The following is a 21967-nucleotide window of genomic DNA, read 5'->3' on the forward strand; positions in this document are numbered from 1 at the left end:
TCTATACTCACGCGGCTTGTAAATTCATTAACGGCATTAAAACGACGGAAACAATTATGTGGAATCCAGGGATTTGGGTCGCGACTTTACTGCTATTGGTTATGCCGGTAGCTCTGGTTTGGGCGGAAGCGCCCGGGCAACTGGAATCGGTCGATTCAGACTTGCCAGACATGGCAAGTATTGATGACGTTGCGACCAAAAAACAGGTGTTTTTTGATTTTTTGAACCCCATCATTCAGCGCGTCAACCAGCGCATTGTGGCGGAACGAATCTGGTTGTTGCAGATGCAGACTGATCTGGATCAGGGCAAAACGGCCGCACCCTGGCAGACATCCTATCTGGCCCAGTTGGGGCGTGACTACGAGGTAGAGGAAACGCCCGGCAGTGATGCCTACTTCGAACTGATGCTCAACCGCGTCGATGTTATTCCGGCCTCACTGGTACTGGCTCAGGCAGCCAATGAAAGCGCCTGGGGCACGAGCCGGTTTGCCGTTGAGGGCAATAATCTGTTCGGGCAGTGGTGCTTCGCCGAAGGCTGTGGCCTTGTGCCGGCGGGTCGACCGGAAGGTGAGCGCTATGAAGTGAAGCTGTTCGCAGACGTAGCCGAATCGGTCGCATCCTATTTTCAGAACGTGAATACCCACCCGCCTTATCGTGATATGCGCAATATTCGCTCTGAGCTGCGCTATCTCGGTGAACCAGCCTCCTCCCTGATGCTGGTCTGGGGACTTGAGGGCTATTCCATTCGTGGTGAAGCGTACATTCGCGAGCTGACGGAAATGATCACCCACAACGAGCTGATCGAATACGACCAACGCCCCTTTTACGCGGCTAATTAGCCCGCTCTCCCTTGCCTTTGGGGTACGAAAGCCTTAAAACAGGCCACTGTTTCGTACCCCCGAGGAATCTCATGTTTTCAGGAATAGTGCAAAACCGGGCGCCGGTTACCATTGAAGCTCGTTTGCCCCAGTTATGGACCCTGTCGGTACCGCTGACGGCCAAGCAAACCGAAGGTCTGGTCATTGGCGCCAGTATTGCACTGAACGGTGCCTGTCTGACAGTTACCCGGCAACAGGGTGAGCGCGCCTATTTTGATGTGATGATGGAAACACTGAGGGTCACCAACCTGGCAGACCTGAGTGATGGCGATCTGGTTAATGTTGAGCGGGCGGCGCGCTTTGGCGATGACATCGGTGGCCATGTCATGTCGGGACACGTGCACCACACGGTTCCGATTCTGGATATTGAACGCCCCGAGAATAACTGCATCCTCTGGTTCGGCATTGACGACGAACAACGGCGCTACCTCTTCCCCAAGGGTTATGTGGGTTTGAACGGCTGCAGTCTGACCATCGGCGAAGTCCGCGACGACCGGTTTAATGTGTTTCTGATTCCCGAGACGCTGGCGGTGACTACCTTTGGCGACGCCGGAGTCGGCGACCGGGTCAATGTGGAGTTCGACGCCCACACCCAGGCCATTGTCGACACCCTGGGCCGGATGAAAGCGGCGGGGCAGCTGTGATTCACGAGCCGATAACCGGCCAGGGCTGTACCTGGCAATGCCTGACGTTTGAGCAGTTAGATACGCGCACCCTGTATGATGTGCTGGCATTGCGTGCAGCCGTTTTTGTGGTGGAGCAGAATTGCCCGTATCAGGATGCCGACGGTCTGGATGACCTGGCCTGGCACCTGCTCGGCTACCGGGCCGGTCAATTGGTGGCCGTTGCCCGGTTGCTGCCACCCGGTGTTGCCGGCGACTGGCCAGCGATTGGCCGGGTAGTTACCCGTGCCAATGCCCGCGGTCAGGGGCTGGGCCGGGAGCTGATGCGCGAAGCCGTCACTGCCATGACCAGACTGTTTCCCGGTTCTGGCCTGGCTCTGGGTGCTCAGGCGCACCTTGTTCCGTTCTATCAATCCTTTGGCTTCGAGCCGGTTGGGGATCGGTACCTCGAAGATGACATCGAGCATCAATGGATGCAGCGTCCGCCTAGCCAGTGCCCCTCAGACGCTGGCGCTCACGGTTGAGCTGGTCTGAAAATTCGCTGACATAAGCCAGGTGTTCTTCAATGGCCGTCTGCGCAGCTTCAGGTTTTCGCTGGTAGATTGCCTCAAACAGGCGGGCATGCTGCCCCATCAGGCGTGCCCGGATATCAGGGTGACTGCTGAGCCCGCCTATGTTGGTGATGACGTTATTCTTGAGCAAGCCAAAGAGACCCTGCAGAGTCTGAAGAAAAACGCGGTTGTGGCTGGCAGCGGCAATGGCCAGATGAAACCGGGCATCGGCCTGGGCTTCGGCGTCGAGATCCCGCTGCTGGTGTGCTTTGCGCAAATGCTGGTAGGCCAGGTCCAGGCGTTGCAGGTCGTCGACGGTGGCGCGCTCGGCTGCCAGCGCCGCGCACCGCGCCTCAATGGTGATGCGGTATTCCAGTAATTCGGCGTTCAGCCGCACCGGATCCTGACGTTGGCCGAGCAGGGATGACAGAGGCGAACCGGCCGGTTCAGCGTAGTTCTGGCATACATAGGTGCCGCCTCCCTGGCGACTTTCGATGATGCCCAGCCCCTTGAGCTGCTGCAGCGCTTCACGCACCAGTGGCCGGCTGGTTTCAAAGCGCAGGGCCAGCTGGCGTTCCGAGGGCAGCTTGTCTCCCGGTTTCAGGTCGCCGTCCAGCAGTTGCTGGTTCAGCAACTGGCAGAGCCTGTCTATCCTGCGTATTGTCATTGGTCTGACCACTTTTAAAAAGGCGGGTTGTCGATGCTCCCCAGTTTACGGCTTTTTGTGGCGTACCGGCGCACTTTTAAGGAATTGGATGTCTGCAGGGGGAGGTTTTTTGTTGACGGAGATGGCACCTTAGGTGACCAACGAGCTCTCCCTGATAATAACAAACGCCAGAACAGGACCGGTTATGACGATTGATCGTTTTATTCGCGCATTGAAACACCGCTTGCCCGAGTCGCGTCTGACCACCGACCCGATGCGCTGTTTTGCCCTGGGTACCGATGCCAGTTTTTATCGTCTGACTCCCAAACTGATTGTGACCGTGGAAAACGAGGCAGAACTGAGCTTTCTGCTGGTGCAGGCCCAGCTGTGCCAGGTGCCTGTGACGTTCCGGGCGGCCGGTACCAGCTTGTCCGGTCAGGCAGTAACTGATTCCGTTTTGGTGGTTCTGACCGATCAGTGGCGCGGTTGTCGCATCGACCCCTTGGGTGAGCGGGTACACCTGCAGCCCGATCTGATCGGTGCCGATGTGAATCAGCGTCTCAAGCCCTATGGCCGTAAAATAGGACCGGACCCAGCGTCGATTGGCAGTTGCAAGATGGGCGGTATTGTTGCCAACAACGCCAGTGGCATGTGTTGCGGTACACGTCATAACAGCTACCACACCTTGGCTGGCATGCGCATCGTGCTGGCCGATGGCAGCATCATTGATAGCCGGGATCCACTCAGCGTTGCCGAGTTTCGCTCCAGCCATGGCTGTTTTCTGGACAAACTGGCCGAACTGTCGGCCGACCTGAAAGCCAACGCCACCCTGGCAGAGCGCGTTCGTCACAAATACCGGCTGAAGAACACCACCGGTTACGGCCTGAACGCCTTGCTCGACTTCGACGACCCAATCGACATGCTGACGCATCTGATGGTGGGCTCTGAAGGCACCCTGGGGTTTATCAGCGAAGTCAGCCTGAATACGGTACCGGACTGGCCTCACCGGGCCTCGATCATGATCGGGTTTGACGATCTGGATTTGTGTGCCCGGGCGGTTACCGCCTTGCGATCCTGCCCTGTCGATGCGGTGGAATTGCTCGACCGGCGCGCCATCGAATCGGTGGCGCACATGCCCGGTCTGCCCGAATTTGCGCGACAGTTACCACCAGAGGGGGGGATGTTGTTGGTGGATGTCCGCGCTGAAATGGCCGACGCACTGAGCGGTCACTGCGACCAGGTAATAGCGGTACTGGAGCAATTGCCGGCAGGCTGGTGCAGTACCGGCTTTACTCGCGACAGCTTGCGCATCGCTCAATACTGGAATCTTCGTAAAGGCACCTTTCCTGCCGTGGGGGCCATGCGTGCGACCGGGACCACGGTGATCATAGAAGATGTGGCCTTTCCCGTGGAACGCCTGGCGGAAGGCGTGGCAGCACTGCAGGCCCTGTTCGATCGTCATGGCTACACCGAGGCGATCATTTTCGGCCACGCGCTGGAAGGCAACTTGCATTTTGTGTTTACCCAGGGGTTTGAAGCGCCCGGTGAAGTTGCCCGATACGATGCCTTTATGCAGGACATTGCCGAAGTGGTGACCGGCTCACTGCAAGGCTCGTTGAAGGCTGAACATGGTACCGGGCGTAATATGGCACCCTTCGTCGTGAAGGAGTGGGGTGAGGACGCCTACGGGCTGATGAAACGCATCAAGCAGGTATTTGATCCGGCCGGCATTCTCAACCCCGGGGTGATTCTCAATGACGACCCCAAAGCCCATATCCAACACCTGAAAGCCCTGCCAGCGGCCGATCCGATCGTCGATACCTGCATCGAGTGTGGTTTCTGCGAGCCGGTGTGCCCGTCCCGGGATCTGACGCTGACGCCGCGTCAGCGCATCACCCTGTACCGGGAGTTACAGCGGCAAAGCCGCGATGAGGGCATTGATCCACAGTGGCAAAAAGCCTTCAATTATCAGGGCATCGACACCTGTGCTGCGACGGGATTGTGCGAACTGCGCTGTCCGGTGGGTATTAACACCGGGGAGCTGGTGCTGAGTCTGCGTCAACGCAATAATCATCGTTACAGTCGGCTGGCGCGCTTTATGGGGCGGCACTTTGCCACCCTGGCTACGCTGACGCGCGGCAGTTTGTGGGCTGCCCAGGGGTTACAACGCCTGGCCGGGGCGCAGCGGCTGGAGCGCTATTCGGCGTCAATGCGGCGACTCAGTGGCGGGCGAACACCGCTCTGGCCATCGACAACACCAGGGGCCGCCCGGCCAGTGTATGCACCCATCCGACAGACGCGTCCCACCGATCTTGATACGGTCGTTTACTGGGCCGCGTGCGTCACCCAGGCCATGGGCCCGGCTTTGGGCGACGGGCGCCAGCCGGTACCCGCCGCTGCCCTGAGCGTTCTGCGCAAGGCCGGGCTGGCGGTGGTGGTGCCACAGCCGACCCGGGGCCTGTGCTGTGGTCAGCCGTTTCATTCCAAAGGGCATGTCGACGTGGCCGAGCAGCAGCGCCGGGAGTTGGTTGACGAACTCTGGGAAGTTTCCAGTGGCGGTCGCTTTCCGGTGCTGGCTGACACCAGCCCTTGCAGTTTGCGGGTGCGGGCTGATGCCCAGGCTCGTGGCATCCAGTTTTATGACAGCGTCGATTTTATTGACCGCTTCCTGCTGGACCGGCTTGTTATTCAGCCCGAGACCGGTCGCGTAGCGGTTCATACAACCTGCAGCGTGCAGAAGCAGGGCATAGAAGCCAGTTTTCAGCGGGTGTTGAACGCGGTAACGCCGCACTGGGTGCAGCCAGAGGGCATGGCCTGTTGCGGGTTTGCCGGTGACAAGGGGTTCTCGCAACCGGAACTGAATGCGTCTTCCCTGCGTCACCTGGCTGAGTCGGTTAGTGATTGCCGCTATGGTATTTCTACCAGCCGGACCTGTGAAATCGGGCTCAGTCAGCACAGTGGGCTGACCTACTTTTCACTGTTTGAAGTGCTGGACCGGCAGTCCGACCGGACCGGTTAAACCAAAAAACCCCGGCAAAGCCGGGGTTTTCGTTGGGTGCCAGATGAAGCCAGATTAGGGCTTCAGGAAAGGGTTCAGTAGCCAGCCCAGTGCACCGGTTAACTTGACCGGAGCGGCGACGACCGAGAGCATCAGGCAGTCTTCATGGGCATCGGCCCGCGGCGAGTGGGTGTCACTCGGAGTACGCGTGATAAAGTCGCCGGCACCGTAGGAGCCGAGCTGGTCCGAGAAACCGCCTTCCAGCACGACACTGATTTCTTCACCCCGGTGGTAGTGGTTCGGTACACGGCCACCGGCTTTCATGTGGTGCAGGCCAATGATCATGCCGCTTTCGTCGGTCATCAGGTGACTGACGCGCAGGTTTTTCATCGGCTGGCGCCAGTCCAGCTCATCCAGCGAGGCGGGCAGCAGTGTGGCGAGCGCCTTGGGAAAGCGGTTGCTCATCACGGGCGCTGGCGCCGGTTCAGTAACAGGCTCCTGCTGTATGCGCTGCATCAGCTGGTCGAAAGCGGTATCAGTTACCGGTGCGGCCGCCTGTTGTTCAAACAGAACCGCAGAGGTGCTTTCCAACTCACTCAGAGCAGCACGACATTGCGTGCAGTAATGCAGGTGTACGGAGATCGCCACACTCATGCCGGTGTGGCAGGTACCGGCTGCAAATTCCACAAGTTGATCGGGTTGCGGGTGCCACTGACTCATAGATCGAGTGCCTCTAACGAAAGTTTCATCTTTTTCATGGCCAGGCGAACCCGGCTCTTAACGGTACCCAGGGGCAGCTTCATTTCGTCGGCAACCTCCTGGTGGCTTTTGTCTTCCAGGAAGACCTTGGCCATGACTTGGCGCTGGTCGACCGGAAGCTCATAGAGACCGGCTTTTACCTTGTCCTGAATGCGCGACTGGCGGATTTCTCCAAACAGTTCGGTATCGGACTCAAGATCCCAGATCGCATCGGCAGAGACGTCGGCCCGGTATTTGTTCAGGCGTCGCAGCATGTCGATACGCTGGTTACGGGCAATGGTAAAGATCCAGGTTGACGGTGCCGCCTTGCGTCTGTCGTAGGATGCCGACTTGCGCCAGATGGCAAGCATGACGTCCTGAACCAGCTCTTCAGGGAGATGATCGCCCTGGCTGTGCAAGCCGGAAGACAACGCGAAGGCTTTAATCAGGGGGGCAAAATGCTTGAACAGAGCCTCAAAGGCTTTGGTGTCCTGCCGTCGGGCCACGGCCTCGAGCAGATCCGCCCACTCGTCGGCTGTTTGGCTCGTCTGTGTCATAGTGCGTGCTTTTTTCGATGAGAGTATCGAGATTACATTGGCCGCTGACATTTTTAAACCTGTTGATGGAGTCTCAGGCTAGGATACGTCAGCGTTCGGTATCCGGATCACGCTGGATGATTATTTTTCTGCCAGCGTCTCTTTAATCCAGCGCAACAACCGCTTGCTGTTCTTACCACCGCGTATTGGGGCTTCCGGGTCGTCCGGTTGCTCTTTTCGTGCCGCCCGAACCAGTGAACGGAAGGGCTGGCGGTCGGTATTCGGGTAGGTTTCGAACCAGTTGCTTTCAGCACTGTCTTCGCGAATCAGTCGTTCACGCCAGACTTCCGCCTGTTGCAGATCCCGTTTATACAACTCACTGCTGGGGTCGAGCCGGTCAACGGCCTCGCGAATGGCGTCGACGTCGTTGTCACGCATCAGCTTGCCGATCAGTTGCAGGTGCCGGCGGCGGGCTTCGCGCTGGGTGACCCGCTTGCTTTCATCGAGCGCCTGAATCAGCCGTTCGGTCAGGGGAATGGTGGCCAGTTGATCAGCACGCAGCGTAAGCAAGCGCTCACCCAGGGCCTGCCAGCGGTGCATTTCCCGTTTCATTTCGGATTTGCTGACCAGTTCGTATTCGATGTTGTCGTCTTCAGGGTGGCTCATGAGCGCTCTACGGTGGTGACTGCCTGATCGGGTTCAAAGCAGAAAGAATGTGGCCAGGCGGAGGACGGTCAGCTACCCAGTCGATGTGATGCTTCTGACTGGTACAGCTTGGACTGACAGCGCCGGGTCGATGCTAGTGATTTTAAAAGAAAGGGCAGGGTGGCACCAGCGGCAACCGCAACTATCGGGATCTTCGTGTTGGAAAGGGCTATAACCGCACGAAAATCCTGCAATTACCGACTATTCCGGTTCGTCGAAGCGGTTCTGAACCAGGGAAAGTAGCGCCCCCCAGGCTTCGGAGGCATCGTCTCCCTCAATGCGTACATTCAATTCGGTGCCCTGACTCGCCGCCAGCATCATGACCGACATGATGCTTTTCGCGTCAGCTTCACGGCCATCTTTAACAAGAACGATCCGGCTCTCAAACTGACCGGCGATGCCGACCAGTTTGGCCGCCGCCCGGGCATGCAGCCCGAGCTTGTTGATGATGGTCAGTTGTTCCTGAATCACGCTTCGTCGTGCCCCATGTCCCGGTGTCTGATCTGAACGCTTGGATACTTGGCAGAGAAGGTACCATAGAGTTGTTCACAAATGTAAACACTGCGATGCTGCCCGCCGGTGCAGCCAATGGCGACGGTGAGGTAGGCGCGCTGATTCGCTTCATACTGACGCAACCAGCGGTCGACAAAGCGACGAATGTCTTCAAACATCTCGGTAACGGCGGGTTCGCGCTGCAAGAACGCCTGAATGGGCTCATCCCGGCCGGTATGGACACGTAACGCCTTGTCCCAGTAGGGGTTGGGCAAGCATCGGACATCAAATACCAGATCGGCATCCCGGGGCAGGCCGTGTTTGAACCCGAACGACAGAAACTGCAGGGCGATGCCCCGGGGCTTGCGAATGACCCTGGAGCGTATCTGGTCGCGCAGTTCCTGTAGCGACAGGCTGCTGGTGTCTATCTTTAGTTGTGCCAGTGCCGCAACCGGGGCCAACAGCTTTGCTTCGTGGGCGATCGCTTCGGCCAGTGAGCGATGCTGATCGGTCAGCGGGTGCTTGCGGCGGGTGGCGGAAAACCGTTGCAACAGAATGGTTTCATCGGCATCCAGATACAGAATCTCGGGGACCAGATCGGTTTTCAGGGAGGCCAGAATCTCGGGTAAATGGGCGATGCCCTGAGGCGACATGCGTGCATCGATGCAAACGGCGGTGTTGGGCTGTTCGGTGCTGGCCGACATCCAGCGCACCAGCTCGGGTAGCAGTGACGGCGGCAGATTGTCGATGCAATTAAAGCCCGCGTCTTCCAGGGCATTCAGGACCGTACTCTTGCCCGACCCGGATCGACCGCTAATGAGTATGAGTCGGTGTGATTTGGCCTGCGTCGCCATGGTGATCAGAATCCCTTGAAGAAGAGCCGGTACAGTTCATCGGGATCACGGGTATCGCGCAGGGCGGCAACCGTCTCGGAGTCGTTAAATCGTTCTACAACGGCGGCCAGTAATTGCAGATGTTCATCGGTGGCAGCTTCGGGAACCACCAGGGCGAACATCAAATCGACGGGTTGGCGGTCCGGTGATTCAAAGTCGACAGCTTCATCGAGTTTCACCAGAGCGGCGACGGGCCGGTCGATGTTGGCAAGGCGGCAATGGGGCAGGGCAATGCCCTGACCCAGTCCGGTGGACCCAAGTCGTTCCCGGGCAATCAACTGATCGAACAGATCGAGTTCGGTGACGCCTGGTACTGCGCTGGCAAGACGTTCCGCCAGGGTTTGCAGTACGCGTTTTTTGCTGGCGCCGAACGCGCCAACAAAGACGCGTTCAACGGTCAGGACTTGGTCCAATGGTATCATGATTAACGTGAATTCCCGTGCATTCGATCAACTGTCTTCTCTTTGTGTTTAAGCAGTTGACGGTCCAGTTTATCCGCCATCATATCAATGGCGGCATACAAGTCATCGTGTTCAGAGTCCGCATGAATCTGGGCGCCCTTGATGTTGAGTGAAGCTTCAGCTTTTTGCCGCTGTTTTTCAACACTGAGGGTAATTTGTACATTGCCAATCTGGTCGAAGTGTCGCTCCAGCCGGTCCAGTTTCTGACCGACATAGTCGTTCAGCGCTTCAGTAACTTCTACATGGTGACCACTGATGTTGACTTGCATAGTCCGCTCCTCTTGCAGTGATGGATCTGCGGTTCCCGAAAAGGCGATGTCCGCAGGGCAATGTTATCCGATTTCCCTTTGCCTATTTCAGTCTAGCTCCTATTACAGAATTTGGCGCCTGGACCGACCGCTTTCAAGCACTGGTCGGCTCACTCCATTGATTTAGATCAGCCGTTTACGTTCATTTGATGGAGGAATCATCATGGCTTCACGGTATTTGGCAATGGTACGCCGGGCTACCTGAATGCCTTTTTCTCCCAGCAAGGTGGCGATCTTCGAATCACTCAGTGGTTTGCGCGGGTTTTCTGCTGCGACCAGCTTTTTAATGATGGCGCGAATGGCGGTACTGGAGGCTTCGCCACCACTGTCGGTACTGACATGGCTGCTGAAAAAATACTTGAGTTCAAAAATGCCGCGCGGCGTGTGCATGTATTTTTGGGTGGTTACCCGGGAAATGGTCGACTCATGCATTTCGACCGCTTCGGCAACGTCGTGCAATACCAGAGGTTTCATGGCTTCTTCGCCATATTCCAGGAAGCCGCGTTGATGCTCGACAATGTTGGTGGCTACTTTCAACAGCGTTTCATTGCGGCTCATCAGGCTCTTGATGAACCAGCGAGCCTCTTGCAGGTGGTCTTTTAAATAGGTGTTGTCGCTGCTGGAGTCGGCTCGCTTGACCATGGACGCATAGGAGGCGTTGACCCGAAGTTTCGGCGCAATTTCCGGGTTGAGCTCGACCAGCCAGCGATTGTTCTTGATGTCTTTGCGAACGATGACGTCCGGTACGACGTATTCATCTTTACCGCTTTCGATCTGGTTGCCTGGGCGGGGATTGAGGCTCTGAATCAGCGCAATTACATCGCGCAGCTCCGGTTCCTTGAGTTTCGATTTGCGCATCAGTTGGCTGTAATCGCGCGAGGCAAGCAGGTCGAGGTAATTGTTGACCACCGTCAGGGCGGCGTCGCGCCAGGGGGTGTCTTCGCTCATTTGCTGCAGTTGTATGGTCAGGCAGTCGGCCAGGTCCCGGGCGCAGACGCCGGGTGGGTCGAAGTGCTGAACGCGGTGCAATACGGCTTCGACTTCGTCCATTTCCAGCGGGTCGTCGTCATTGGCCATGTGCGCGGTCAGGCCCTCGAAAATATCGTCCAGGCTTGACGACAAATACCCCTCGGCATTGACGCTTTCGATCAGGCTTTCGGCGATTTGCCGGTCGCGATCCGTCATGGTGGTGAGGTTCAGTTGCCAGTTCAGATGGTCCCAGAGCGAATCGGTGGTGCCGTAAACGTTCTCGAAATTGAAGTCGTCGTCTCCCGAGGGCAGGCCGTGGCTGGTGGGAGCGTGGGTATAAATGTCGTCCCAGGAGCTGTCGACGGCCAGGTCGTCGGGAATGTGTTCGGCAATCTCCAGCTCGCGCTGATCACCCTCGTTGGAATTTGCGGAGTTTTCCGCATCGCTGGTGGCTTTCTGGTCAACGGACTGGCTGTTTTTTGAGTCAGCGGCGCCCGAGTCGTCCACGTCTTCGCGAACCTCGAGCATGGGGTTGCTTTCGAGTGCCTCCTGTATCTCCTGTTGCAGATCCAGAGTCGACAGTTGCAGCAGGCGAATGGCTTGTTGCAGCTGAGGCGTCATGGTCAGCTGCTGGCTCATTTTCAGTTGTAAGGAGGTCTTCATAGAGCGTTATATGTGCCTTTGGCCATGGTTATAAGCGGAATTGGTCGCCTAAATACACTTCACGAACGGTGGCGTTGTTCAAAACGTCCTCCGCTGTCCCTTCTGCAATGATGTGGCCGTTACCCACGATGTAGGCTTTTTCGCAGATGTCGAGGGTCTCCCGGACGTTGTGGTCGGTGATCAGAACGCCAATGCCGCGATCTCTCAAGTGATGGATTATAGCTTTAATATCGCCGACGGAAATGGGGTCGACCCCGGCAAAGGGTTCATCCAGCAGAATGACAGCCGGTTCCATTGCCAGCGCCCGGGCGATTTCGACACGGCGCCGTTCCCCCCCAGACAATGCCATACCCAGGCTGTCACGAATATGGGTAATGTTAAATTCACCCAGCAAAGACTCCAACTGCTGTTTTTGCGCGCTGCGCGACAGGTCTTTACGGGTTTGCAGAACACCCAGAATATTATCCTGTACCGTCAACTTGCGAAAGATGGACGCTTCTTGCGGCAGGTAGCCGATCCCCTGTCGGGCCCGGGCATGCATGGGCAGGCGGGTGACGCTTTTGTCACCAATCAGAACCTCGCCGTTGTCGGCCGGTACCAGGCCAACAATCATATAGAAACAGGTGGTTTTGCCGGCGCCGTTAGGTCCTAACAGGCCAACGATCTGGCCTTTTTCAACGCTGAGGCTGACATCGCGCACAACGGGCCGTTTTTTGTAGCTCTTTGCCAGGTTCTTTGCTTCCAGCAGTGCCATTCAGTCCATCGCTCCCGGTTGCAGGGTCCAGGTAGCCTGGGGCGCATCCCCGTTGTTTTCGGTGCTGCGCCGGGACCTTACATCCAGTGATTCATCGAGCAGGTTGTAGCGGATGTAGTCGGCTTCAATGTCGCTGCCGGCCTGTGTCAGGTGGCCGTTGCCTTCGGTGATGATCAGGTCTTCATCGGGCCGGTACTCAATGCGCGAGCCCCTCACTTCAATCAGGCCATCTTCCTCACTGGGCAGTTCCTGGTAGCGGGCCGGTTCGCCTTTGGCTTCGAGGAAGGTAATGTCACCGGTTTCCGGGTCGCGGCGCACATCCAGGGTATCCGCCCAGACTTCCAGTGTGCCCTGTTTCAGGTAAACGTTGCCGGTGAAGGTGGCTTCACCCCGGCTGCTTTTGAAATTGCCCTCATCAGCGGTGATCGTCATTGGCTGATCACGATCGCCTGGCAACGCCCACGCAGGCTGGACAACCAGGCAGGTCAGGGCCAGAAGCACCAGGAGGGTGAAGTGGCGGTGATGTAGGCGGGTTGTCTCAGTTCGCGTCATAGCGAATCGATACCTCTGATTTGAGCGTTATGTCGGAATCCTCACCGGTCAGTATGGCGTCCATTCCGATACCGCGGGCCTCCTGTCCGGGTTGCAGCAGTCTAACAGGCCTGGGCGTTGTGACGAAGCGACCATTCTGCTCGACCCGCAGCCAGTCGGTATAGAGTTGCATGCCTTCTGGTGTTTGCTGTTCGATCACTTCAACGTTTTGTTCAAAATTCATACTGCCGTCGTTGAACAGTACGGCCTGGTCAGATGTAATTTTCCACGGCTGGTCAGGGCTGGACAGTACGGTCATTACCGGCCGTGTCATCAGGCTTTCGCCATTGCTCTCATAATAGGCCAGAGACTCGGCCTGTGCCCGCAGTTCGGGTTGGCCTGTCGCGTCAAAACGGGTTTGATCCGGTTGTTCGATGTAAAGATCGGGCGCGTTTTCGGGCAGATCCAGCCGGGCTCGTCCCGCGGTTTCATCCTGGCCGGATTGCCACCAGATGGCGAGCGCGACCAGCCCCAGGCTGGTCGCGACAATCAGGGTGCGGCGCCGGTTGGCCATCAGGCAACCCCGGCGCGAAGGATGTCGTGCAGATGAATCACACCCGCGGTCTGGCCAGCGTCTACGATCACCAGTGAGGTGATCTTGCGTTCTTCCATTTCATAGAGCGCCTGGGCGGCCAGTTGGTCGGGGTGCATGGTGTAGGCGCCGCTGTGCAAGACGGCGCGGATGGGTGTGGTCAGTATATCGATGCCCTGATCCAGGGTACGGCGCAAGTCACCGTCGGTGAAAACCCCCAGCAAATCGCCTTCGGCGCTGATGATGGTGGTCATGCCGAGCCCTTTTCGGGTCATTTCCAGCAACGCATCGCGCAGCAGGGTGTCGGGTTCCACCACGGGGATTTCCAGGCCGGTGTGCATAATGTCGCCAATTTTGAGCAGCAATTTGCGACCCAGGCTGCCACCCGGGTGGGAAAAGGCGAAATCATCGGCGGTGAAACCCCGGGCCTCCAACAAGGCAATGGCCAACGCATCGCCCATTACCAGTGCGGCCGTCGTCGAGGAAGTGGGCGCGAGGTTCAGCGGGCAGGCTTCCTGCTCGACACCGCAATAAATATGGGCATCGGACGAGCGCCCCAGAGTGCTGTCTGGGTTGCCGGTCATACCGATCAGGCCCGCACCGAGTCGTTTGATCAGAGGGATTAGGGTGACGATTTCGGCCACTTCCCCTGAGTTTGACAGGGCAATGACGACATCCTGCTCGGTGATCATGCCCATATCACCATGGCTTGCTTCACCCGGATGAACAAAGAATGCCGGGGTGCCGGTGCTGGCCAGCGTCGCCGCCAGTTTGTTGCCGATGTGGCCGGACTTGCCCATACCGGTCACCACTACACGCCCCTTGCAGGCCAATACCCGCTCGCAGGCTTGCTCAAAGGCGCTGTCGAGGTGCGTGGTCAGCCCCTGCAGTGCCTTGATTTCCAGATCAAGTGTGCGCCGGGCTGACGTCAGGTAATTCAGGTGTGGTTTCATCGTAATATGGCTGCCTGGTCCGGTCGGACGTTGTTCGGTCCTGTGTTATAGGAGAGGTAGAATACCACAATGCCTCCTGGTCTGAAGGGGTTGCACAACGGCAGCTCCGTGCAAATTTTTTCTTTATTTACGCAGGGTTATGACTGATGGGGGGTCGATTCAGGCCGGATTCAGGCCTAAGCTGTAGGCTGGACAAAAAAGGGACATCGGGAGCCTTTATTATGAAACACATTGGAGCGGTACGCGCACTCATGCTGGCTGGCATCTTGCTGTTGGCTAGCCAGGCACAGGCATTCACACCCAGTAAGCCTGCCGGGCAGAGTGTTATGGACGGTGTCAACGCCGTGCTGGAGGTGGTTAAGAAACACAGTGAGCAAGGCGGTGCAGGAGATCGACAGGCCTATCTGGAGGAAGTGGGTGAGGTGTTGGACCCCCTGATCGGGTATACCGTTATCGTCAGTCGTATCATGGGTCAGGAACTGCTGGAATCGTCTACGCAGGAACAGAAATTACGCTTTCTTGAAGTATTCAAGCGAAGCATGATCAACACCTATGCGGGTGGACTGTATAATTTTGGTTCCTTTGAGGTCGAATTACTGCCCAGTCAAAACGACAGTGAGAATACCGTACGCAATACCCGTGTGAACCTGAATGTGGTGTCCCCGGATGGCCAGGAATACCCCATGGTGCAGAGTGTTTACTACAGTCGCGAAGCGGACGACTGGCGAATGCAGAATGTGATTGTGAACGGCGTTAACCTGGGCGTGACCTTCAAATCCCAGTTTGATCAGATCTACCGCGACACCGGCGGAGACCTGGACGCAACCATCGATGAATGGGAGCGTACGACGGCTGAAACGTTCGATGAAGAGCAGTTCCAGTAACGGGTTGGCCGGCCATTCAGGTCGGCCCTGGTTTTGAGGCACAGATCATTTCGGTTTGTCTGCATTTTCCGTATAATCCCCGCCCCTTTACATTCATACCCAAGCAGGAAGTACCATGTCCGCAGACGAAATTAAGGCCATGCTCGCCGCCGCCTTTCCCGGCGCAACCGTTGAAGTCGATGGGGGTGGCGCCAAATTTACGGTCCGGATCATCGATGATGCCTTTGCCGGCAAACGCCCGGTTCAGCGTCAACAGCAGGTCTACGGGGTGCTGAATGAAAAAATCACTTCGGGTGACATTCATGCAGTGTCTATGGCGCTGTTCACCCCGGAAGAATGGTCCGGTCAGGAGAAGTGAACCTTGGATAAATTATTGATTACCGGCGGTAGTCGCCTGAATGGCGAGATCCGTGTCTCCGGTGCCAAGAATGCGGCCTTGCCGATCATCGCGGCCACCTTGCTGACCAAAGACCCGGTAACGGTGCGCAACCTGCCGCATCTGAACGATATTACCACCATGATCGAGTTGCTCGGTTGCATGGGCGTTGACGTCACCGTCGGTGAAGACATGAGTGTCGAAGTCTGTGCGGGAAACATCAAGAATTGCACGGCCCCTTACGAGCTGGTTAAGACCATGCGCGCGTCGATTCTGGTGCTGGGTCCGTTGCTGGCTCACTTTGGCGAAGCCAATGTATCTCTGCCCGGTGGCTGTGCCATCGGTAGCCGGCCGGTAGACCTGCACATTCGCGGGCTTGAGGCGATGGGCGCCCATATCGATGTATCTGATGGTTACATCAAGGCCCGGTCAGATGGCCGGCTGAAGGGCGCTCGTATCTTCTTTGATACCGTCACCGTTACTGGTACTGAAAACATTCTGATGGCCGCGACGCTGGCCGAAGGAACATCCGTCATCGAGAATGCAGCCAAGGAACCGGAAGTGGTGGATTTGGCTCAATGCCTCATTGCGATGGGAGCCAACATCAGCGGTGCCGGCACCGACACCATTACGGTAGAGGGGGTTGAGCGCCTCCATGAAGCCGATTACTCCGTGTTACCGGACCGCATCGAAGCAGGCACCTACCTGGTCGCTGCGGCCATTACCGGTGGCCGCGTGAAACTGCGCGACGTCGACCCGGATACACTGGATTCGGTGCTGATCAAGTTGCGCGAAGCCGGGGCCGAGATCACTCAGGGCGACGACTGGATTGTACTGGACATGCATGGCCAGCGAGTCCGGGCGGTTAATATCACGACAGCCCCGTACCCGGCGTTCCCGACAGACATGCAGGCCCAGTTTACCGCGTTGAACGCCATTGCCGATGGCGTAGGTACGGTTGAAGAGACGGTGTTTGAAAACCGGTTCATGCACATCAACGAACTGGAGCGGATGGGCGCCAATGCCCGGATCAAGGGTAACACCGTGGTCATTACCGGCTGCGCAAAGCTGACGGGCGCGCCCGTGATGGCGACCGACCTGAGAGCGTCTGCGTCATTGGTGCTGGCTGGTCTGGTCGCTGAAGGCGATACGCTGGTCGACCGGATTTACCACATCGACCGTGGTTACGAATGCATCGAAGAAAAGTTGCAGCAATTGGGTGCAACGATCAAACGGGTCACGGGCTAAGCCGCCCGAGTCCCATCAGGGCCCGCAGCGAATCTCTTAGCTGCCTGGCCCGACGCCGGAATCGGGATCCAACACAGGACACTGCAGTGCAAAACCCTCAAGCGACATCAACTTCGCCGGATAAAATTACCATCGCCCTGTCCAAAGGGCGGATTCTCAAGGAAACCCTGCCGTTGTTTGCAGCGGCCGGTATCGAGCCGCTTGAAGACATTCATACTTCCCGAAAGCTGATCTTCGAGACCACCCGGTCTGATGTTCAGTTCATCGTTATTCGGGCCACCGATGTGCCAACCTATGTAGAGTATGGTGTGGCGGATCTGGGTGTGGCAGGCAAGGATGTGCTGATGGAGCACGGCGCGGAAGAAATGTATGAAGTGCTTGATCTGCAAATCGCGCGCTGCCGGCTGATGACTGCTCGCCTTAAGGATGCCCCTGAAGTCGCCGGCAGAATGAAAGTCGCGACCAAATTTGTGCGGGTTGCCAAGCAATATTTCTCAGAGCAAGGTCGCCAGGTTGATCTGATCAAGCTATACGGCGGTATGGAACTGGCCCCGATCATGAAACTGGCGGACTGCATTGTCGATATTGTCGATACTGGCAACACGCTGAAGGCTAACGGGCTGGTGGTTGAAGAGCATATTGCCGACATCAGCAGCCGTCTGGTGGCCAGTCGTCTGGCGCTCAAATTGAAAGACGACCGCATCAACCCCATTATTGAGACGCTGGCGGCGGCCGTACAGTCGTCTGCCGTCAGGGCCTGATTGAAAGAGACGATCGCATCATCTCGCTCATCCATAGTTGGTACTAATCAAGAGGCTTGAACCGCATGTCCGAGATCACGATACGGCGCCTGGAAGCGTCAGCCGGTGACTTTAACCAGCAACTGGATGCGTTGCTGGCGTGGGAGTCTGTTTCAGACGCCGACGTGCAGCAGACCGTCGCGACCGTGATCGATAACATCCGACATCGTGGCGATGAGGCCTTGCTGGAATATTCACGGCAATTCGACCGGTTTGATGTATCCACAGCGTCTTCGCTCGTGCTCGACAAAGCCGCCATTGAAGCGGGCTACCATCGCTTGCCAGCGGAACAACAGCGAGCGCTCGGCATCGCTGCCGAGCGGGTTGAGTCCTATCACCAGCGCCAGCTTAGCGAGAGCTGGAGTTACACCGAAGCAGACGGTACCGTGCTTGGCCAGCAAGTTACGGCGATGGACCGGGTGGGTATTTACGTACCGGGCGGAACCGCGCCACTGGCCTCCTCGGTAATCATGAACGCCATGCCTGCCAAAGTGGCCGGTGTGCGCGAAGTGGTGATGGCCACGCCCGCTCCGGACGGCAAGGTGAATGACTTTGTTCTCGGTGCTGCCCATGTAGCTCGCATCGACCGGGTCTTTCTGATGGGCGGAGCCCAGGCAATCGCTGCGCTGGCGTTTGGTACCGATACCGTGCCGGCGGTTGATAAAATTGTCGGCCCGGGCAATATCTTCGTTGCCACGGCCAAAAAGCAAGTGTTTGGCAAAGTCGGGATCGATATGATTGCCGGCCCCAGTGAAATACTGGTGGTGTGCGATGGCAAAACTGACCCGGACTGGATCGCCCTCGATCTGTTCTCTCAGGCGGAACACGACCCGGACGCTCAGGCCATTCTGATCAGCCACGATGCCGACTATTTGAACTCGGTTGAAGCCGCCATTCAACGTTTGCTGCCGACACTGGAACGCGCTGACATCATTCGCGACTCGCTGAATGCGCGCGGCGCCTTTATCAAGGTGAATGCGCTGGACGACGCCGTCGACCTGATCAATCGCATCGCCCCCGAGCACCTCGAATTGTCAATCGAAGACCCGCATGCCTGGCTGCCCCGTATTCGTCACGCCGGCGCGATTTTTCTGGGACGCCACACCCCGGAAGCGCTGGGCGATTATTGTGCGGGGCCCAATCACGTCTTGCCGACCAGCGGTACCGCGCGCTTCTTTTCGCCGCTGGGGGTTTACGATTTTCAAAAACGCAGCTCGATCATTGGCGTGTCGGCCGAAGGTGCTAAAACCCTGGGCGCAGTGGCGTCAGTACTGGCGCGTGGCGAGTTGCTGACGGCTCATGCTCGCAGTGCGGAGAAGCGGCTGGATGACTGAACTGCGCGACCAGGTTGATACCCAGGTTCACCGCTGGGTAAGGCCCGACATCACCAGCTTGGCGGCTTATCCGGTACCGGATTCCACGGGCCTGTTGAAACTGGATGCCATGGAAAACCCCTATGGCTGGCCGGACGCCCTGACCGCACAATGGCAAGCCTTGCTGGCCGATGCACAGGTGAACCGCTACCCCCATCCGGAAGCGCCTGGGGTCAAGGCTGCTCTGCGAACCGTCATGAACATCGACTCGCACTGGGACATCCTGCTTGGCAACGGCTCCGATGAACTGATTCAGTTAATCGCCATGGCCGTGTCCGGAGCAGACCGCACGATACTGGCGCCAGAACCCAGTTTTGTAATGTACCGGATGATTGCCCGCTATCTGGGCATGGATTATGTCGGTGTGCCATTGACGGCTGAGTTTGAGCTGGACCTTGAACTCATGCTCAGCCGTATTGAGCGGGAACAGCCGGCCGTTGTGTTTCTGGCGCAACCCAATAACCCAACCGGCAATCTCTGGGATGATGAAAAACTGCGTCGCATCATTGAAGCGGCCCCCGGCCTGGTGGTGATGGATGAAGCCTACACCGCCTTCACCGAGGCCGACTATCTGAACTGGCTGGACGACTACCCCAATTTGCTGATCATGCGCACCCTGTCAAAGGTCGGTTTGGCGGGCTTGCGTCTGGGTATTCTGATAGGTGATCCGGCCTGGCTTGAGCAGATCAACAAGCTGAGGTTGCCTTACAACATCAATAATCTGACGCAATTGTCCGCGCAGTTTGCCTTGGAGCATTTTGACGTCTTCGAACAGCAAACCGCTGAACTGACGCGCCAGCGCCATGTGTTGCAACAACAATTGGCAGCACTTCCCGGACTGAAGGTCTACGACAGCCAGGCCAATTTCTTACTGGTTCGCACCGGCCCCGGCCAGGCAGCTGCCTTGCATGCCGCCTTGCTAGACGCCGGTATACTGATCAAGAAACTCGATGGCAGCCATCCGTTACTGGCCGATTGCGTGCGCATCACGGTGTCGTTTGAGTCAGAAAATCAACAACTGTTAAGAGCACTCGAACGGCATTTGCACAACACCTGATTCGTGGCTGTTGCGCTGGGGGCGAACCCGGCGCCATTTCCTCCCTCCTGCCATTTCCTTCTGCGATTTACCGTCATGCTCTGCTCTAATAGGGTCAACCCAGGGCAGAGGATTTTCATCGAATGACTGTTTGCGTATTTCACCAGGCCATTCCGGAGTATTTGGGCCGTTCTGATACCCACTTAAGCCTGACACTGGCCTTGAAGGGAGACCAGCCCGATACCGTCTATCTGCGAACTGAACCAGACAACGAGGAACAGCTCTGTGCCATGAAACCCGTACGGTCAGAGAGCGGCTGGGTCTGGTATCAGGCCGAGACTGATTGGGCACCCCATCAGGACCTTACGCTCTATGCGTTCAAGCTGGTCTGGCCGGAGCGTTCTTGCTGGGTTAGTGCCTCCGGGCATAGCACGGCGATGCCTCCGCTGACCGATGTCTTTCGTATCTCAAGGCATCACACCGTACCCGAATGGATATCGGCTCAGGTGTTTTATCAGATCTTTCCGGATCGGTTTCATTGTGGCGACCCCCGGTCAACCCCCGCGAGCCACCAATATGACGGCATGGACGGGCCGTCGACCATTCGCCGGCGTTGGGGTGAGCGGCCAAATCCAGAACAGGGCGGAAACGAGTTCTTTGGCGGCGATTTGCCGGGCATAGTGCAAAAGCTGGATTACCTGCAACAGACACTGGGCGTCACCGCCCTGTATCTGAATCCTATCTTCAGCTCACGCAGTAACCACAAATACGACGCTGAGAATTACCTTAAGGTCGATGCTCACCTGGGGGGTGAGGCAGCGCTTGCGGAATTGTCGGCACAGCTGCATCAGCGAGGCATGCGGCTGGTACTGGATGCCGTGTTCAATCATACCAGCGTGTTTCATCCCTGGTTTATTGCAGCACAACTGAATGACCCCGAAGCACGAGCCCGCTATGTGTTCACCGGAATTCAGAGGTCGGATTACGTGAGCTGGAAAGGGCATGCCGGCTTACCCGTGCTGGACATGGCCCACCCGGACAATCTGCATGATCTGCTGACCGGTGAATCGGCCGTTATCAAGCACTGGCTAAGGCCGCCCTATGCCATCGATGGTTGGCGCATGGATGTGATACATATGATGGGCCATGGACCTGGTGCCGCTAACAATGCTGATACCGTGCGCATCATTCGTCAGGCGATTAAGTCCGAAAACCCCGATGCCTACCTGCTCGGGGAGCATTTTTTCGAGGCCACGTCCTGGTTGCAGGGCGACCAGGAAGACGGAGCGATGAATTATTACGGTTTCACTCACCCCATTCGCGCTTTCCTGGCCGGATGCGACAACCGCTATGATCCGCTGCAACTGGACGCAGCCGGCCTTGCACACTGGCTGGCGCAGGCTCGCAGCCGGATTCCCTTTGCCCAGCAACTGGCCCAGTTGAACCAGCTCGATAGCCACGACACACGACGATTCATAACGCTGTTGAACGGTCATCAGCCGAGGTACCGGATGGCGCTGGGGTTCTTGCTAACCTACGTCGGCACGCCCTGTCTGTATTATGGCGATGAAATCAGCCTGCCGGGTGGCGATGACCCGGATTGTCGCCGCTGTTTCTCCTGGGACGAATCTGAATGGCACGCGGAAACCCTGGCGTTTACCCAAGATTGGGTTCAACTGCGCAAACAGCTGCCTGCCCTGCAAGGCGGTGCCCTGGTACCGCTTTATGCGGTGGGCGACGTTATGGTGTTTGCCCGCGTTCTGGCCGATTCACAGTGTCTGGTGGCGCTGAACCGGGGTGGTGGCTGTGACATCGAGGTGGTTGATGCCCTGTTACCGCTCGCGGCAGGCTGGCAGCATCAGGCTGGTGAGGGCAGTTTGAAGCCTGCCGAACGGGGTTGGGAGTTATCGCTGGCGGCTGAATCGATCGTGCTCTGGTCACGGTCAGCGCTGTGATCGA

At 57.4% G+C, this 21967-nt stretch carries 24 protein-coding genes; 11 read left to right on the top strand and 13 right to left on the bottom strand.

From position 1 onward, the window contains the following. Nucleotides 1-56 precede the first annotated feature (56 nt). From ACHUE7_RS05745 to ACHUE7_RS05755, 3 genes are all read left to right on the top strand, one after another. On the top strand, nucleotides 57-839 hold the full coding sequence (locus ACHUE7_RS05745) for a glucosaminidase domain-containing protein (RefSeq protein WP_394169114.1): 783 nt from the start codon (nucleotides 57-59) through the stop codon (nucleotides 837-839). Between the two features lie 71 nt (nucleotides 840-910). Beyond that, complete coding sequence (locus tag ACHUE7_RS05750; RefSeq protein ID WP_127556310.1) at nucleotides 911-1522, top strand: riboflavin synthase subunit alpha; 612 nt, start codon at nucleotides 911-913, stop codon at nucleotides 1520-1522. After that, entirely contained in the window at nucleotides 1519-2025 is a 507-nt protein-coding gene (locus tag ACHUE7_RS05755) for a GNAT family N-acetyltransferase (protein ID WP_394169115.1), read from the top strand. The genes ACHUE7_RS05750 and ACHUE7_RS05755 overlap by 4 nt, the downstream gene beginning before the upstream one ends. Here the strand turns inward: ACHUE7_RS05755 and ACHUE7_RS05760 are convergent. Next, nucleotides 1988-2719, bottom strand: coding sequence for a FadR/GntR family transcriptional regulator (locus tag ACHUE7_RS05760; RefSeq protein ID WP_394169116.1), 732 nt, complete (start codon nucleotides 2717-2719; stop codon nucleotides 1988-1990). The two genes, ACHUE7_RS05755 and ACHUE7_RS05760, sit on opposite strands and share 38 nt — an antisense overlap. Before the next feature lie 184 nt (nucleotides 2720-2903). On the opposite strand from ACHUE7_RS05760, the gene ACHUE7_RS05765 reads away from it, so the two are divergent. Continuing rightward, the gene (locus ACHUE7_RS05765; RefSeq protein WP_394169117.1) at nucleotides 2904-5717 is read left to right on the top strand and encodes an FAD-binding and (Fe-S)-binding domain-containing protein; all 2814 of its coding nucleotides are present in this window, start codon (nucleotides 2904-2906) and stop codon (nucleotides 5715-5717) included. Nucleotides 5718-5771: 54 nt separating this feature from the next. Here ACHUE7_RS05765 and ACHUE7_RS05770 read toward each other — a convergent pair whose 3' ends face one another. From ACHUE7_RS05770 to ACHUE7_RS05825, 12 genes are all read right to left on the bottom strand, one after another. Beyond that, the gene (locus ACHUE7_RS05770) at nucleotides 5772-6416 is read right to left on the bottom strand and encodes a ChrR family anti-sigma-E factor (RefSeq protein WP_348474174.1); all 645 of its coding nucleotides are present in this window, start codon (nucleotides 6414-6416) and stop codon (nucleotides 5772-5774) included. Continuing rightward, complete coding sequence (locus tag ACHUE7_RS05775; protein ID WP_127556306.1) at nucleotides 6413-6991, bottom strand: sigma-70 family RNA polymerase sigma factor; 579 nt, start codon at nucleotides 6989-6991, stop codon at nucleotides 6413-6415. Before ACHUE7_RS05775 ends, ACHUE7_RS05770 begins: the two co-directional genes overlap by 4 nt. A 120-nt stretch (nucleotides 6992-7111) precedes the next feature. Then, nucleotides 7112-7636, bottom strand: a complete 525-nt coding sequence (gene yjgA, locus ACHUE7_RS05780) for a ribosome biogenesis factor YjgA (protein WP_394169118.1) — start codon at nucleotides 7634-7636, stop codon at nucleotides 7112-7114. Between the two features lie 240 nt (nucleotides 7637-7876). Then, nucleotides 7877-8146 (bottom strand): HPr family phosphocarrier protein, encoded by a 270-nt coding sequence (locus ACHUE7_RS05785; protein ID WP_394169119.1) that lies wholly within the window; start codon nucleotides 8144-8146, stop codon nucleotides 7877-7879. After that, a complete protein-coding gene (rapZ, locus tag ACHUE7_RS05790; protein ID WP_394169120.1) occupies nucleotides 8143-9021 on the bottom strand; it encodes an RNase adapter RapZ in 879 nt (292 codons plus the stop codon). Before rapZ ends, ACHUE7_RS05785 begins: the two co-directional genes overlap by 4 nt. Nucleotides 9022-9026: 5 nt before the next feature. Further along, nucleotides 9027-9482 carry a PTS sugar transporter subunit IIA gene (locus ACHUE7_RS05795; RefSeq protein ID WP_213679222.1) on the bottom strand — a complete coding sequence of 152 codons (456 nt, stop codon included), beginning with the start codon at nucleotides 9480-9482 and terminating at the stop codon, nucleotides 9027-9029. Between the two features lie 2 nt (nucleotides 9483-9484). After that, on the bottom strand, nucleotides 9485-9790 hold the full coding sequence (hpf, locus tag ACHUE7_RS05800) for a ribosome hibernation-promoting factor, HPF/YfiA family (protein ID WP_028669370.1): 306 nt from the start codon (nucleotides 9788-9790) through the stop codon (nucleotides 9485-9487). Between the two features lie 162 nt (nucleotides 9791-9952). Further along, entirely contained in the window at nucleotides 9953-11461 is a 1509-nt protein-coding gene (locus tag ACHUE7_RS05805) for an RNA polymerase factor sigma-54 (protein ID WP_394169121.1), read from the bottom strand. Between the two features lie 28 nt (nucleotides 11462-11489). After that, on the bottom strand, nucleotides 11490-12215 hold the full coding sequence (gene lptB, locus ACHUE7_RS05810; protein WP_127556300.1) for an LPS export ABC transporter ATP-binding protein: 726 nt from the start codon (nucleotides 12213-12215) through the stop codon (nucleotides 11490-11492). Continuing rightward, nucleotides 12216-12767 carry a lipopolysaccharide transport periplasmic protein LptA gene (gene lptA / locus ACHUE7_RS05815; protein ID WP_394169122.1) on the bottom strand — a complete coding sequence of 184 codons (552 nt, stop codon included), beginning with the start codon at nucleotides 12765-12767 and terminating at the stop codon, nucleotides 12216-12218. It lies immediately after the preceding gene. Then, entirely contained in the window at nucleotides 12754-13320 is a 567-nt protein-coding gene (gene lptC, locus ACHUE7_RS05820; RefSeq protein ID WP_348474169.1) for an LPS export ABC transporter periplasmic protein LptC, read from the bottom strand. Before lptC ends, lptA begins: the two co-directional genes overlap by 14 nt. Next, complete coding sequence (locus tag ACHUE7_RS05825; RefSeq protein WP_348474168.1) at nucleotides 13320-14291, bottom strand: KpsF/GutQ family sugar-phosphate isomerase; 972 nt, start codon at nucleotides 14289-14291, stop codon at nucleotides 13320-13322. The genes lptC and ACHUE7_RS05825 overlap by 1 nt, the downstream gene beginning before the upstream one ends. Nucleotides 14292-14512: 221 nt before the next feature. Here ACHUE7_RS05825 and ACHUE7_RS05830 point away from each other — a divergent pair, with 221 nt between their 5' ends. The 7 genes from ACHUE7_RS05830 to malZ all read left to right on the top strand — a co-directional run bounded on the left by ACHUE7_RS05830 (nucleotide 14513) and on the right by malZ (nucleotide 21963). Then, on the top strand, nucleotides 14513-15175 hold the full coding sequence (locus tag ACHUE7_RS05830) for an MlaC/ttg2D family ABC transporter substrate-binding protein (protein WP_394169123.1): 663 nt from the start codon (nucleotides 14513-14515) through the stop codon (nucleotides 15173-15175). A 115-nt stretch (nucleotides 15176-15290) separates the two neighbouring features. Continuing rightward, the gene (locus ACHUE7_RS05835; protein WP_394169124.1) at nucleotides 15291-15533 is read left to right on the top strand and encodes a BolA family protein; all 243 of its coding nucleotides are present in this window, start codon (nucleotides 15291-15293) and stop codon (nucleotides 15531-15533) included. A gap of 3 nt (nucleotides 15534-15536) precedes the next feature. Beyond that, complete coding sequence (murA, locus tag ACHUE7_RS05840) at nucleotides 15537-16799, top strand: UDP-N-acetylglucosamine 1-carboxyvinyltransferase (RefSeq protein WP_394169125.1); 1263 nt, start codon at nucleotides 15537-15539, stop codon at nucleotides 16797-16799. Between the two features lie 86 nt (nucleotides 16800-16885). Further along, nucleotides 16886-17560, top strand: a complete 675-nt coding sequence (gene hisG / locus ACHUE7_RS05845) for an ATP phosphoribosyltransferase (protein WP_394169126.1) — start codon at nucleotides 16886-16888, stop codon at nucleotides 17558-17560. Between the two features lie 65 nt (nucleotides 17561-17625). Further along, the gene (gene hisD / locus ACHUE7_RS05850; protein WP_394169127.1) at nucleotides 17626-18933 is read left to right on the top strand and encodes a histidinol dehydrogenase; all 1308 of its coding nucleotides are present in this window, start codon (nucleotides 17626-17628) and stop codon (nucleotides 18931-18933) included. Beyond that, nucleotides 18926-20029: a histidinol-phosphate transaminase gene (hisC, locus tag ACHUE7_RS05855; RefSeq protein ID WP_394169128.1), complete on the top strand. Its 1104-nt coding sequence runs from the start codon at nucleotides 18926-18928 to the stop codon at nucleotides 20027-20029. The genes hisD and hisC overlap by 8 nt, the downstream gene beginning before the upstream one ends. 122 nt (nucleotides 20030-20151) lie before the next feature. Next, nucleotides 20152-21963: a maltodextrin glucosidase gene (malZ, locus tag ACHUE7_RS05860; RefSeq protein ID WP_394169129.1), complete on the top strand. Its 1812-nt coding sequence runs from the start codon at nucleotides 20152-20154 to the stop codon at nucleotides 21961-21963. Nucleotides 21964-21967: the final 4 nt, after the last annotated feature.

Source organism: Saccharospirillum alexandrii, assembly GCF_043641555.1.
Lineage (GTDB): Bacteria > Pseudomonadota > Gammaproteobacteria > Pseudomonadales > Natronospirillaceae > Saccharospirillum > Saccharospirillum alexandrii_A.

Bases quoted from the DNA above. Each gene is read 5' to 3' on its own strand.
- ACHUE7_RS05745 (WP_394169114.1), top strand. From the start codon at position 57: ATGTGGAATCCAGGGATTTGGGTCGCGACTTTACTGCTATTGGTTATG.
- ACHUE7_RS05750 (WP_127556310.1), top strand. From the start codon at position 911: ATGTTTTCAGGAATAGTGCAAAACCGGGCGCCGGTTACCATTGAAGCT.
- ACHUE7_RS05760 (WP_394169116.1), bottom strand. From the start codon at position 2,719: ATGACAATACGCAGGATAGACAGGCTCTGCCAGTTGCTGAACCAGCAA.
- ACHUE7_RS05765 (WP_394169117.1), top strand. From the start codon at position 2,904: ATGACGATTGATCGTTTTATTCGCGCATTGAAACACCGCTTGCCCGAG.
- ACHUE7_RS05770 (WP_348474174.1), bottom strand. From the start codon at position 6,416: ATGAGTCAGTGGCACCCGCAACCCGATCAACTTGTGGAATTTGCAGCC.
- ACHUE7_RS05775 (WP_127556306.1), bottom strand. From the start codon at position 6,991: ATGACACAGACGAGCCAAACAGCCGACGAGTGGGCGGATCTGCTCGAG.
- yjgA (WP_394169118.1), bottom strand. From the start codon at position 7,636: ATGAGCCACCCTGAAGACGACAACATCGAATACGAACTGGTCAGCAAA.
- rapZ (WP_394169120.1), bottom strand. From the start codon at position 9,021: ATGGCGACGCAGGCCAAATCACACCGACTCATACTCATTAGCGGTCGA.
- ACHUE7_RS05795 (WP_213679222.1), bottom strand. From the start codon at position 9,482: ATGATACCATTGGACCAAGTCCTGACCGTTGAACGCGTCTTTGTTGGC.
- hpf (WP_028669370.1), bottom strand. From the start codon at position 9,790: ATGCAAGTCAACATCAGTGGTCACCATGTAGAAGTTACTGAAGCGCTG.
- ACHUE7_RS05805 (WP_394169121.1), bottom strand. From the start codon at position 11,461: ATGAAGACCTCCTTACAACTGAAAATGAGCCAGCAGCTGACCATGACG.
- lptB (WP_127556300.1), bottom strand. From the start codon at position 12,215: ATGGCACTGCTGGAAGCAAAGAACCTGGCAAAGAGCTACAAAAAACGG.
- lptA (WP_394169122.1), bottom strand. From the start codon at position 12,767: ATGACGCGAACTGAGACAACCCGCCTACATCACCGCCACTTCACCCTC.
- lptC (WP_348474169.1), bottom strand. From the start codon at position 13,320: ATGGCCAACCGGCGCCGCACCCTGATTGTCGCGACCAGCCTGGGGCTG.
- ACHUE7_RS05825 (WP_348474168.1), bottom strand. From the start codon at position 14,291: ATGAAACCACACCTGAATTACCTGACGTCAGCCCGGCGCACACTTGAT.
- ACHUE7_RS05830 (WP_394169123.1), top strand. From the start codon at position 14,513: ATGAAACACATTGGAGCGGTACGCGCACTCATGCTGGCTGGCATCTTG.
- ACHUE7_RS05835 (WP_394169124.1), top strand. From the start codon at position 15,291: ATGTCCGCAGACGAAATTAAGGCCATGCTCGCCGCCGCCTTTCCCGGC.
- hisD (WP_394169127.1), top strand. From the start codon at position 17,626: ATGTCCGAGATCACGATACGGCGCCTGGAAGCGTCAGCCGGTGACTTT.
- hisC (WP_394169128.1), top strand. From the start codon at position 18,926: ATGACTGAACTGCGCGACCAGGTTGATACCCAGGTTCACCGCTGGGTA.
- malZ (WP_394169129.1), top strand. From the start codon at position 20,152: ATGACTGTTTGCGTATTTCACCAGGCCATTCCGGAGTATTTGGGCCGT.